The organism is Shinella sp. OV683 (genome assembly GCF_057787725.1).
The window spans coordinates 2483118-2495623 of sequence record NZ_CM173543.1 but is presented as its reverse complement, the minus strand read 5'-3'; the positions used below and the strand labels follow the sequence as shown (position 1 = coordinate 2495623).

The 12506-nt window shown below is 59.5% G+C and carries 13 protein-coding genes; 2 read left to right on the top strand and 11 right to left on the bottom strand.

The features are described from left to right. Nucleotides 1-5 precede the first annotated feature (5 nt). From ACXHRN_RS11905 to ACXHRN_RS11855, 11 genes are all read right to left on the bottom strand, one after another. Complete coding sequence (locus tag ACXHRN_RS11905; RefSeq protein WP_488641522.1) at nt 6-644, bottom strand: CDGSH iron-sulfur domain-containing protein; 639 nt, start codon at nt 642-644, stop codon at nt 6-8. 67 nt (nt 645-711) lie between these two features. Continuing rightward, complete coding sequence (locus ACXHRN_RS11900; RefSeq protein WP_488641521.1) at nt 712-1899, bottom strand: saccharopine dehydrogenase family protein; 1188 nt, start codon at nt 1897-1899, stop codon at nt 712-714. Nucleotides 1900-2132: 233 nt separating this feature from the next. Then, nucleotides 2133-3653: an aldehyde dehydrogenase family protein gene (locus ACXHRN_RS11895; protein ID WP_488641520.1), complete on the bottom strand. Its 1521-nt coding sequence runs from the start codon at nt 3651-3653 to the stop codon at nt 2133-2135. Continuing rightward, nucleotides 3650-3997 carry a cupin domain-containing protein gene (locus ACXHRN_RS11890; protein ID WP_488641519.1) on the bottom strand — a complete coding sequence of 116 codons (348 nt, stop codon included), beginning with the start codon at nt 3995-3997 and terminating at the stop codon, nt 3650-3652. The genes ACXHRN_RS11895 and ACXHRN_RS11890 overlap by 4 nt, the downstream gene beginning before the upstream one ends. 18 nt (nt 3998-4015) lie before the next feature. After that, nucleotides 4016-4357: a cupin domain-containing protein gene (locus tag ACXHRN_RS11885; protein WP_488641518.1), complete on the bottom strand. Its 342-nt coding sequence runs from the start codon at nt 4355-4357 to the stop codon at nt 4016-4018. A 12-nt stretch (nt 4358-4369) separates the two neighbouring features. Beyond that, complete coding sequence (locus ACXHRN_RS11880; RefSeq protein WP_488641517.1) at nt 4370-4732, bottom strand: cupin domain-containing protein; 363 nt, start codon at nt 4730-4732, stop codon at nt 4370-4372. Then, the gene (locus ACXHRN_RS11875; RefSeq protein ID WP_488641890.1) at nt 4725-6020 is read right to left on the bottom strand and encodes a nucleotide disphospho-sugar-binding domain-containing protein; all 1296 of its coding nucleotides are present in this window, start codon (nt 6018-6020) and stop codon (nt 4725-4727) included. Before ACXHRN_RS11875 ends, ACXHRN_RS11880 begins: the two co-directional genes overlap by 8 nt. 12 nt (nt 6021-6032) lie before the next feature. Then, nucleotides 6033-7085, bottom strand: a complete 1053-nt coding sequence (locus tag ACXHRN_RS11870) for an ABC transporter ATP-binding protein (protein WP_488641516.1) — start codon at nt 7083-7085, stop codon at nt 6033-6035. Continuing rightward, nucleotides 7082-7867, bottom strand: a complete 786-nt coding sequence (locus ACXHRN_RS11865) for an ABC transporter permease (RefSeq protein ID WP_488641515.1) — start codon at nt 7865-7867, stop codon at nt 7082-7084. The genes ACXHRN_RS11870 and ACXHRN_RS11865 overlap by 4 nt, the downstream gene beginning before the upstream one ends. Next, nucleotides 7860-8729, bottom strand: coding sequence for an ABC transporter permease (locus ACXHRN_RS11860; RefSeq protein ID WP_488641514.1), 870 nt, complete (start codon nt 8727-8729; stop codon nt 7860-7862). The genes ACXHRN_RS11865 and ACXHRN_RS11860 overlap by 8 nt, the downstream gene beginning before the upstream one ends. Before the next feature lie 205 nt (nt 8730-8934). Continuing rightward, a complete protein-coding gene (locus tag ACXHRN_RS11855) occupies nt 8935-9996 on the bottom strand; it encodes a polyamine ABC transporter substrate-binding protein (RefSeq protein WP_488641513.1) in 1062 nt (353 codons plus the stop codon). A gap of 296 nt (nt 9997-10292) precedes the next feature. Here ACXHRN_RS11855 and ACXHRN_RS11850 point away from each other — a divergent pair, with 296 nt between their 5' ends. Both ACXHRN_RS11850 and ACXHRN_RS11845 read left to right on the top strand, forming a co-directional pair. After that, complete coding sequence (locus tag ACXHRN_RS11850; RefSeq protein WP_488641512.1) at nt 10293-11222, top strand: GntR family transcriptional regulator; 930 nt, start codon at nt 10293-10295, stop codon at nt 11220-11222. 16 nt (nt 11223-11238) lie between these two features. Beyond that, entirely contained in the window at nt 11239-12504 is a 1266-nt protein-coding gene (locus tag ACXHRN_RS11845; RefSeq protein WP_488641511.1) for a glycosyltransferase, read from the top strand. Nucleotides 12505-12506: the final 2 nt, after the last annotated feature.

The window sequence follows — 12506 nt, the reverse complement described above, 5'->3', positions numbered from 1 at the left end:
GACCTTCACGGCGCCTCGAAACCCGCCGTCTTGTGGGTGCCGTCGCAATAAGGCTTCTTCGAGGATTGCCCGCAGCGACAGAGCCAGGCTTTGTCGACGCGGGTGACATTACGACCGGTGCCGGACTCGATCTCGAGGTTGCCGATCACCTTTAGCGGGCCATTCGGAGTCGGCGTAATCGTCACCGGTCCAGTGAGATCGGTGATGGCCAGATTGGATTCCGTCGAGGCGGGTTCACCCGACGTGTGAAACCCGCCCTCGATGTGGGAATTGTCACAGAACGGTTTGTTGCGCGACAGCCCGCAGCGACAGAGCGTCGCCCGGAACATCTGGCCATGACCCTCGATCGTCAGATCGGCATGGATCGCCAATGGGCCGTTTTCGCGCACTATGACGATGTTGGCCTTGGGCGCATGCTCCTCGGTGCCGCCATCCTTGCGCCGGATGGTGATCGCGCCGGAAGGACAGTTCAGCGCGACATGCTTGATTTCTTCGGCCGTAGCCCCATTGGCGTCGATCCATGGGCCTTCGACATTGGCGCGGAAAACGGCGGGTTCACCCATGACGCAACGCCGCGCATGAATGCAGCGCTTGCCGTCATAGGTGATCGCGATGGCAGTTCCTTCGGTGGTCTCGATCGTCATGGCAAATGGCTCCGCTGAAATTGCTTAGAACCATTATAAAGACATAGGCGTCGATCGACCACAAGCTTCAGGTTATCGTCTTCGATATCTTGAACTTGCGCTTTTCGAGTTCCGGAAAGTAGGTTGCGGCGTCGAAATAGCCTTCAGGCGCGTAGACGCCCGGCTTTCGGGGATGTTTGAGGATCAACTGAGCCGCAATCGAGGCATTCATCGACGTGCAGGCATCGACATAGCCGTCATACATCGGATCGGGGGTGACGATGACGTCGCAGCGAACCGTACGCGGCTGGCCATTCTGGCGCCCATGGCCGATGGCGAAATGGATCTCATGGCTCTGCTGTTCGGGAATCCGCTCGCCGTTCTTGTCGATGTTTCGCTGTATCATCTTCGTCAGCACATCGAGTGCCTTGACCTGTACGCCATTGACTTCGACTGTAGCATCCAGATCGCCAAAACCGGCCTTCACTAGTCCGACCCACGCCTCGTGTTCGCGATGCGGCAGATGCAGTTTCCAGGTAAATTCCTGAATACCCTTTCCCGAAATGCCTTCGGCGAGCGGCACGGTCAGCTGTTCTGAATGTGGTGAATACATGAATTCACAGCGACCCCAAGGCTCCGGCAGGTCGATGACTTCGACACCGGTCATAGGCGCGCAGGTGACATGCTTGCCGTCGAGAAACTGCGTCGAGGGATGGGCGTATTCGGCCAGCACGGTGGACACAGAGTAGGGCGGCACCAGGATCGGGTTTTCGGCACCGACCAGTTCTGCCGCCCAGTAGAGGTTAATGCGGTCGATCTCGTCGAGTTCGTCGGCAACGGCACGGCAGATGACGTTGGACATCCCCGGATCGGCCCCAATACCGGTGACAGCCGTCATGCCGGCGGCCTTGAAACGTTCGTGCTCGGCGATCTGCTTGACCGTATAAGTACCGAGCCCGCCAAGGTCGACATAGGGCACTCGGGCGGCAAACGCTGCTTCGAAAATCACCATCTGGTGACCGGCCAGCGTCGGCACGCAATTGATGCAGATATCGGCGCCAGAAATCGCGCTGGCGAGCAGTGCAGGATTTGTAACGTCGAGGTCGACGAGCTGCAGCCTCGCATCGCCGAGTTCGGCGACCAGTGCCTCCATGCGCGGGCGTGACGTATCGCAAATACGGATCGTTGTGATGTCGATAATGGCGCGATCGGAAATCATGTCGCGGACAATACCCGCCCCCATGAAACCTGCGCCGCCGAGAATGGTGATGATCATTTGGGAGATTCTTTCGGTTTCTTATCCATTGGGTTTACCCCCTCATCCGACCCTTCGGGCCACCTTCTCCCCGCAGGGGAGAAGAGGGAGTTTACTTTTCCTGCTTCACTGGGAAGTCAACGCCGTGTGACGGCGTCTGAATTTCTCAAGTCGATGCAACGAGTTGCCTCTTCTCCCCTGCGGGGAGAAGGTGGCTCGAAGAGCCGGACGAGGGGGCGTCACAAACGCAGTGCTCAAACATGTTTCCTCCCGCCGCGCTCAAAGAACCAGTCGTCGGGATACGGATACCACCAGCTCTGCCGCACAGGCTTGTGGTCGATGATCACCATCTTCGAGCGGCGGAACGTGTCGAGCCCGAGCCTGGACAGCTCCCGACCGATACCGGAATTCTTCCAGCCGCCGAAGGGCAGGGCGTCGTTGTCGATCATGGGATTGTTCACCCAGACCATCCCGGCTTCGAGCCGCTCGGCTGCCTCCATCGCTTCTTCCAGCGACGTCGTGAAGACTGAAGCGCCAAGGCCGAACTCGCTGTCGTTGGCGCGTTCGATGGCCTCATCGAAATCCTTGACCCTGCAGACCGCAGCGACCGGGCCGAAGCACTCCTCGCGCATGATGGCCATATCAGGCGTTACGCCAGTCAGAATCGTTGGCTCGTAGAACCAGCCGATGGGTTGATCCGCCGGTATCCTGCCGCCGATCATGGCCTTTGCGCCCTTTGCTATGGCGTCTTCGACAAGCCGGATGACCTTGGCACGCGCTGCCTCGCTGACCAGCGGGCCGATCTCCGCTGTGTCCAACCCATTGCCGATGCGCAGGCGCTTGGTCTCGGCGACGAAGGCCGCGACGAACTCGTCATGGACATCGCCGACCACGAAGAAACGCTCGGCCGAGGTGCAGACTTGACCCGAGAGATGGAACGCTGCCGTCACCGCACCGGCAGCGGCGACATCGATCGGCGCATGCTTGGTGACGATGAGCGGATCGGAGCCGCCGGCCTCGATCACTGCCGGCTTCATCTGTCCGGCCGCGGCCATAGCCACGGCCTTGCCCGCCGCGACCGAGCCCGTGAAGGCGACGGCATGGGTGAGCGGTGAAGCGATCAGTGCCTGCCCGACCTCGGCGCCACCCGGTACGCAGGCAATCAGGCCGTCAGGCAGCGCCTCGAAAATCTCCATGAATTTCAGCGTCGACAGCGTTGTCGCCAGCGCCGGCTTGATGATGCAGCCATTGCCTGAGGCAAGCGATGCCGCGACCGTCCAGCACATCAGCAGAACGGGGAAATTGAACGGCATGATATGGACGGAAACGCCTACTGGCTCGTACCGAGCATATTGGAACGAGCCGGCCTGCGTCGTGCCCGCCACCTTGCCCGCATCGTCCCGCGCCATTTCGGCGAAATAGCGGAACGCGCCGGCGCAATTGGCGACTTCGCCGATTGCCTCGGGATAGGGCTTGCCCATCTCGCGCACCATCAGCTCGGCACAGCGACGCATGTCCGTGGCTTCGATCTTGTTGGCGATCCTGTGCAGGATGGTGGCGCGCGTCTTGGCGTCGAGTGCTTTCCAACCCTTCTGAGCAGCGTTTGCGGCCTTCAGCACCGCCTGCAGTTCGTCCGAAGTCGTCTCGGCGATCCGGCCTTCATGTGCAAGCGTGGCCGGATTGGTGATGTCGAGCGTCTGTCCGTTAGCCGGCTCATAATTCGGATGCAGGTAGTAGACGGGAACCTGAGGGTCGAACGAAGCTGCGCCACTCATCGGATCATGTACACTTTCTTGATCGTCTCATGGACGGTGCAGACGCCTTTCCAGTCCTGCGGGAAGAAGGCAGCAGTGTCGGGCATGATCTCGATGACGTCGCCATTTTCATGCACATAAGTGCTGCGGCCTTCAAGGAAGTGGCAGAATTCGTCGCGTGTCACGTGGCATTCCCATTTGCCGGGAGTGCAGATCCACAGGCCGCATTCGTTTTCACCGTTCGGGCCCTTGTGGATCAGCTTGCCGGATACATGGGAGACGCCCTCGATCATTGTCGGGATCGTGCCCCAATCGACGAGATCGGTCTGTTCAAGCGGTTTGCGCATCAGTGGTGCAGAGGTCATCGATATTTCCTCTAGAAATCAACGGCTCATGAAGGCCTTGGAGAGTGTTTTTGTAACGATCGAGCGACCGGTCCAACCAGCGGGGAAGAAGACGATCGCGCCGCCTTGTACCGGAATGACTTCTCCATCGTGGCGGACATAGGAACCTTCGCCGTCGAGGAAGTAGCAGAACTCATCCTTGGGAAAAGTGATCGTCCGCTCGCCCGGGGTACAGGACCAGATACCGGATTCGCTGGATCCATCTGAATTCACCGACAGGATCTTGCCGTGCATATGCGGAGTGCCCGAGATTGCGGTCGGGCTCGCGCCCCAATCGTCCATGGTGACTAATGTGTAGTCGGGCCAGTTCGGCGTGGTCATGTCGGATATTCCTCAGGCCAGCATGTAGATGTTGCGCATGGTCTCATGCACCACGCATTCGCCGGTCCAGCCGGCCAGGAAGGTGACGGCGGTACCGGCAGAGACTTCGATCACGTCGCCATTGTCATGCGTATAGGTCGCGCGTCCGCTGACGAAATGGCAGAACTCGTCGCGCGGGATCGACAGCTTCCAGCGACCCGGCGTGCACACCCAGATGCCGGTTTCCGGCTGGTTGTTCGGTCCCTTGAACAGTAGCCGCCCGGTCGAATGCGACTGGCCCTCGACGCTATCCGGCTGCGAACCCCAATCGACGAGATCGGCGAAGGCGGTGGCATTGTGGATGTGCGGGGCTGAGGATTTCAGGGTCTCAGGCATGATAGCTCCCCGTCTTGACGAGTTGGTCGAGGATGCCGGCAGCCTTTTCCGGACCATTGCGAGCCTGCATATGTGCTGATGTTGCCGCAAGCCTGGCTTTCATCGCGGGGTCGTTGATCATCCGATCGAGCTTGGCGGCAAGATCGGCATCCGTCCAGTCGTAGCGCGGCATCTTGAAGCCATGCCCGGTCTCGTCCACGCGTGTGGCATTGTCGTGGCCGTCCCAGACATACGGCATGATGATTGCGGGCTTGCCGAAATACAGGCACTCAGTGAACGAGTTGTTGCCGCCGTGATGGATGGCCGCATCGATCTGCGGGATGACGGATGGCTGCGGGAACCAGCTGTCGACGATCACATTGCCCGGCAGGTTCTCGTACTGGTCCTTGTAATCGCCGACATTGACCAGCGCGCGATAGGGCAGCTTGCCGATGGTGGCGATCAGTCGCTTGAGCAGGTCGGTGTCGCCGGCGCCGAGCGAGCCGAACGAGATGTAGATCAGCGGCTTGTCGTTGTTGGCGGCAAAGGTCGGAACTTCGTAGGGTGCTTCCTTGCGCACGCAACCCTCGAGATACTGGAACTGGTTGGGATCGAGCGGCTGCTCGCGGTCGAACTTCACCGGCTCCGGATAGAGCAGCAGGTTCATGAACGGCGAGGCCTCGAAGAACTGGCCGACCGGGTAGGGCGCTTCGCCGGTGCCGGCAATGAAGGTGTTGAAGTCGTCATGGATCGGCTGGATCACCTCGTTGAAATGATCGCGATACGCCTTGTGGCCGGCATAATCGTCCTGGCGGCAGCCTGACAGATGCGGCGGGATTTTCTCGTCTTCGATCTCGTTTTCCGAGCAGGAGATGATCCGCACCCATGGTTTGCCGAAATGCTTGATTGCGGGAAACAGGATGACATTGTCGACGCAGATCATGTCCGGATTGATTTTCGCCAGCACATTAGGCAAGTCCTGCTCGGCCCACTTGGCGCTATCGACGATCGCCGTCCAGCAATCCTTCACGTAGTTGTCGATCTGGTCGTAGGGCGACTTGCGGAAATTCGGGATGTGGCCGTTGATGAAGTCTTCCCAGAATTTCGCCATCTGTTCGGGCGGCATCGGCGCCGACAGGTTCACGGGATGCGCCTCAAAACCATAGCCCTCATAGACCGACACGAAGCCGGGGTCGGACAGGAACACGGCCTTGTGACCCAGCGCCTCGACAGCCTGCGCGATGCCGACGGAATTGAGTGCCGGGCCAAAGGCGGCCTCCGGGAAGAATGCGATCGTTTTTGACATAATGTCCTTCCTCAATCAGTAAAGGCGGCTCTTGGCCGTATTGATAGCGAGCGTCACCGGTTGGCCGGGCGCGTAGTTCTGCCCCTCGGCGGCGGGAATGCGAATCTGTAACGGTTGGGTGGATGCCTTGCTGGCGATATGCAGCACGCGGTCCAGGCCGTGGTAGGCAATGTCTGAAATCGTCCCATTGAGGCCGCTTCCATCGGTGGAGAGCGACATATGTTCCGGCCTGACCGCCAGCGTTGCCTTACCGAGGGTTTTGGTGCCGGGCAGGGCAAAACGTGCGCCGTCGGCTGAGAACTGGCCTCCGCCATCCACTTCGCCATCGATGAAATTCATGATGCCGATGAAATTGGCGACGAAGCGATCCGACGGTGTTTCGTAGATCTCCTCCGGCGTGCCGACCTGCAACAATTTGCCGTCCCTGAGGATTGCCATGCGATCGGCCATGACAAGCGCTTCCTCTTGGTCATGGGTGACGATGATGAAGGTAATCCCCGCCTCGTGCTGCAGCCGCTTGAGTTCGAGCTGCATGCGTTCACGCAGCTTCTTGTCCAGGGCGCCGAGCGGTTCGTCGAGCAGCAACACCTTTGGCCGCTTGACCAGGGCGCGGGCCAGCGCGACGCGTTGTTTCTGGCCGCCCGAGAGTTGTTCGGGCTTGCGATCCGCCAGTGCGACAAGATCCGTGGAAGCGAGCGTTTCGTCCACGCGACTGCGTATCTCGGCTTTCTGCAGGCCTTCCATCTCCAGCCCGTAGCTGAGGTTCTGCCGGACTGTCATATGCGGAAACAGAGCGTAGGACTGGAACATCAGGTTGAGCGGGCGCTTTTCCGGCGGCAGCGGTGCGATGTCCTTGCCCGACAGCAGGATCTGGCCGGAATCCAGGCCTTCGAAGCCGGCGAGCATCCGGAGCAGCGTGGTCTTGCCGCAGCCGGACGGGCCGAGCAGCGCAAAGAACTCGTTCTCCATGATATCGATGCTGACCTTGTCTACAGCCGTCACCGGCCCGAAACTCTTGGCGACGGCATCGATCTTCAGCAGGGGCTGGCGGGTGGAATTGGCATTCATGAAAACTGTTCCCGGTTCAGCCATTGGGAAATGAGGAGCGCGGTGGCACTGACGCCCATGACGAGGGTTGCCAGAGCATTGATTTCAGGCGTCACGCCAAAGCGGATCATCGAGTAGATCTGCATCGGCAGCGTAATCGACGAGCGGCCTGCACCGGCTGTGAAGAAGGCGATGATGAACTCGTCTACCGACAGCGTAAACGCCAGAAGCCCGCCCGCGATGATGGCAGGCAGGATCACCGGAAATGTCACGCGCCAGAAAGTCGTCCAGGCGGATGCGCCGAGATCGCGCGACGCCTCGACGATCGAATAGTCGAAATTCTTGAGGCGCGCCCTGACGACCGAACAAACGAAGGCAAGATCAAAGACCACGTGGCTCATGACGATTGTGTGCAGGCCGAGCGTCAGGTTCAGCCGCGACAGGAAACTCAGCAACGCCACCGCCAGCACGATATCGGGGATAACCATCGGCGCAAAGGCCAATGCCTCCAGCGTATTGGATTTCCGTCGCCGCGATTCCATCCCCAGCGCCAGCAAGGTTCCAAGCACTGTTGAGATCAGGGTGGCAAAGACAGCCACGACCAGCGTGTTCCAGGCGGCGTGGAGGATATCGCTGTTGCCGGCCAGCGATACATACCATTTGGTGGAGAAGCCCGACCACGTGGTCGGCAGACCGGAGGCATTGAAAGACAACAGCACCAGCACCGCGATCGGCAGGTAAAGGAAGGCAAACACCAGAACCAGCGTCAGGCGGCCATAGAGCTTTTCGCGTGCCTTATGCATCCTCACGCGCTCCCTTGGTCTCGCCGGATGCATGCGACGTCGCACGAGCCTGGATTAGCAGCAGCACCATCATGATGATGATGAGCGCCATGCCCAGCGCTGCACCAAACGGCCAGTCGTTGGCCGTCAGGAACTGGTCATAGACGAGGTTGCCGATCATCTGGAAACGTCCGCCGCCGAGCAATGCCGGGGTTACGAAATTGCCGATCGACAGAACGAAGACAAACACGCCGCCGGCCACCACGCCCGGAAGCGTCAGCGGCAACGTTACCCGCCAGAAGGTCCGTATCGGACCAGCACCCAGATCGCGCGAGGCTTCCATCAGTTCGGGGTTCAGCCGAGACAGGGTCGAATAGATCGCCAGGATAACGAAGGGAAGGTAATTGTAGACGAGGCCGGTGATCACGGCGCCTTCGGTATAGAGCATTGACAACGGCTCACCGGCATAGCCCAACCATGTCAGCAGGTTGTTGAATAGTCCTTCGCGATTGAGCAGCACGATCCACGCATAGGTGCGAATGAGGTAGTTGCTCCAGAACGGCAACACGGCGAAGAACAGCAGGATCGGCTGCATCGTCCGCGGAGCGCGGGCGATGGCATAGGCCGCAGGATAGGCGATCAGGATAGCGAAGACAGTCGCGGTAAATGCAATCCGCGCCGAATTCAGGAAGATCTTCGCATAGAGAGGATCAACGACACGCTGGAAGTTTTCGAGTGTGAAGACGTATTCGATGCCGCCGAACATGCCACGCTGGAAGAACGCATAGACCAGCACCAGCGCGCAGGGCAGCACCATGAAAATGATGAGCCAGGCGATGGCCGGGGCTGCAAGCCAGTTCGGTTTGGCGGCGTTGAAGGACATGCGGGTCTGTCTGTTTGCGTTTCAAGATTGCCCCTCACCCTAGCCCTCTCCCCGCAAGCGGGGCGAGGGGACTTGCTCCGCATGTGCGGCATCCACTGAACGTCTTTCGGCGTTCGAGACTTGTTCAAGACTAAAGGCGAGTGCGCAGCAGATTCCCTCTCCCCGTTCTTACGGGGAGAGGGTTAGGGTGAGGGGCAATTCAGGTTCAGTTCGCCGCCTTAATCTCGCTCACGGCCCGCGAATAATCCTTCATCGAAGCACCGAGGTCACGCAGCAACTCGTATTTGGCAAGCTCCGCAGGTGTCATCGCCATGTTGGGATATTGCTTGGCCAACGCCGGGTCGAGGCTTTCCATGGCCGGCTTGTTCGGCACCTTGTAGAGAATGTTCTGGGCCGCCCAGGCGTGGTTCTTGGCGTCGAGGATGAAGTTGAGGAACTTTGCCGCCGCTTCCTTGTGCTCGGAATTCTTCATGACCACGATCGTGTCGACCCAAAGATCGGAGCCTTCTTTCGGCACGACGAACTTGATGTCCTTGTTCTCGGTGATGCCATAGTTGCACCAGCCGTCCCAGGCCTGCACCAGAAGCGCTTCGCCAGACACCAGCTTGGAATAGAAGGTCGTGTCGTCATAGGCGAGTAGCGTCTTCTTGGCTTCGATCAACAGGTTCTTGGCCTCGTCGATCTTGGCCGGATTCTTCTCATTGACCGAATAGCCCTTGTCGAGCAGGCCCGCCGCCATCAGCCAGCGGTCGGTCGCCAGCATCGTCGTCTTGCCCTTGAGCGCCGCATCCGGTGTCAGCAGTGCGTTCCAGCTGTCCACGGGTGTCTTGACCAGGTCCGACCGATAGCAAAGGCCGGTCGTGCCCCAGGTATAGGGAACGGAATAGGCGTTGCCCGGGTCATAGGCGAGGGCGGCGGCCTCCGGATAGAGGTTCTTGATGTTCGGGATCGCGGCATGATCGAGCGGTTCGACAAGGCCCTGGCCGTTGAGGATTTCGGCAAACGGCGACGACACGAACACGACGTCATAGCCCTTGCCCTGGCTCGCCATCAGCTTGCCCATGATCTCTTCATTGGTGGCATGGTTGACGACCTCGATCGTCAGGCCCGTCGCCGCCTTGAAGCTCTCGGCGATGTCCTTCGCCATGTAGCCGTCCCAGTTGGAAATCACCAGGTCGGCGGCATTGGATGCCGCGGTGCTCAGCGTCAGTCCGGCGAGCGCGGTGGCCAGTGTCAGGAAGCGCGCGCGGCGCAAATGTATTGTCACGAAATTTCTCCCATGGCTGTCGCCAAGAACCTGTGGCCGTTGGCGGTTCAAAACCGGAAATTGCCAGCGGCTTGTTCGGATGAACCAGCCGCCTGGCGTTAAAATCTGTGTTCCCGAGCGGCATGCCGGTGATCCGGTCTTTTGTGATCCGCTTGTGGGACGCAGTATTATTTATTAAAAAAATACGTCAACCATGAATCTGCATATCAACGGAATATTTTTGAAATGCTCTTGCACGACACTGGCAATGAAGGCAGCATGGCCGGGAATTGACCGCGCAAGGATGGCTTGTCGCCATGGAAGATAGCACTGGCAAGGTTCGGCAAAGGCATGTCGAACTGGCGCAGAAAATACTGGACTATGCAATCGAACGGGGCGTGCCGCTGGGCGGCAGGCTGACTGAACAAACGCTTGCATCACATTGTAATGTCTCACGAACACCTATCCGCAAGGCCCTGCAATTTCTCGCCGAGCGGCAGATTGTGGCGCCGGAGCCCGAAGGCGGTTACCAGCTCGCAATCGAGCCCGCATCGTTCCCCGGACTTGAGGAGGAAGCGGCACCCGCCGAGGAAACCGAACTCTACAATGCTATCCTGCGCGATATTTCCGCCGGCCGTATTGGCGATTCCCAGACCGTCGCTGGCCTTCAACGTCGCTATGCTGCATCTCGCAATGCAGTACAAAATGCGCTGATGAAACTGACGGAAGACAATCTGGCCGAACGCGCACCCGGCCAGCAATGGCTGATCAAGCAGTTTGCAATTTCGGGCGATGCTGTGGCCAAGAGCTACGAATTTCGCCTTGCCTGCGAACCCCTGGCCCTGACCATGCCCGGTTTCCGGCGAGACGGCGCAGCGCTGATGTCGCTTCGCCAGTCGATGGAAATCCTGCGTGGCATGAATGAGGGCAATTTCGACCAGAAGCTCTTCGAGCGCACAGATCACGATTTCCACATGCTGATTGCCAAGAGTTCCGGCAATCCCTTCATGTCGGAAGCGCTTGTTACCCACCATCGCCGGCGCAAGAGTTCGCAGCCGGCCATGCATGTCAACGCCTTCCGGCTGATGCAGTCCAATCTTGAGCACATGCAGATCCTCGAGCAGATCGAGCGGGAGCAGTTCGACCTTGCTGCCGATCTGCTGCGCGTGCATATCCAGATGTCGCATTTCGAGCGGCCGCGCCTTGCCGGGCGCGGCGTGCCGATCGCCTTTCGCATAGCCGGCTAAGAGAGTTCGTGCCTGAATGACCAAACAGAAAGTCATCGCCCTGTTTCCCGAAGCGAGTTTCGGCGCGGCGCTGAATTGCATCGGCATCGCCCAGCAGCTTCGCAGCCAGGGCGCCCGGCCGGTCTTCATCTGTTATGAGAATTTCCGCGGTGTTTTCAGCGAGTATGGGTTTACGGAATACAGTCTTTTATCCGGCAACAGCGACGGCCAGGTCGACTGGAACGACTTCATCAATCGCCACAAGGATGCCTTTCAACAGTCGCCACTCGAGCAGATCACCAGCTATGTCGCGCCGACCTGGGACGCGATCGTCGACACTGCGATCCGTGCAGAGGAGCCCCTGAGGCGATTGATTGCGCAGATCAAGCCGGACGCCATCGTGCTCGACAACGTTGTGATGTTTCCAGCGGTCGCCAATGCCGGCGTGCCTTGGGTGAGGGTGGTCTCCTGCGCCGAAACCGAGATCCCGGATGCGTCGGTGCCGCCTTACCTTTCCGGTTGCGGCGCCGAAAAGAGTGCCGATTGGGACAAGTTTGCCGCACGTTATGCCCGGGAGGTCGCCCCCGCGCACCGCAGGTTCAACGCATTCCTCGGTGAATGCGGCCTGAAGCCTTGCGCGCCGGGGCAGTTCCTGGAAAATTCCGCGCATCTCAATCTGCTTCTTTCGCCCGAAATCGTCCGTTTTGAGCGCACGACACCGCTCGATCCACAGAAATTCGTCTATCTCGATGGTTGCGTACGCAAGGAAGCGCCCTATGCGATGCCGGTGTTTGCGGCTCAGAACGACAAGCCACTGGTACTGGTGAGTTTTGGCAGCCTCGGCGCCATGGACGTGGCGATGATCCGGCGGATGATCGCGGTGTTTGCGACTTTGCCGTTTCGCTTCATCGTCAATGCCGGCCCCTGGCGCGATGACTATGCGCATGTGCCCGACAATGTGCTGCTGGAAAGCTGGTTTCCGCAGCCATCGCTTGTGGAAAAGTCCTCGGTTTTCATCCATCACGGCGGCAACAATTCCTTCTGCGAGGCGCTGTTTTACGGCGTGCCGTCTGTCGTGATGCCCTATTGCTGGGATGGTCACGACAACGCGCGGCGTGCCGCCGAAACCGGCACCGGCCTGAAGCTGGATCGTTATCGCTGGACGGACACCGAATTGGCCGAGGCGATTACGTCACTCGCTGGTGATGTGGTCAGGCGCACGCGGCTGAAAGACAATAGCCTGAAAATGCAGGCGTCGGCAGGTGCGGCCAAGGCGGCAACGGCCATTCTCGACCTTCTCTGACA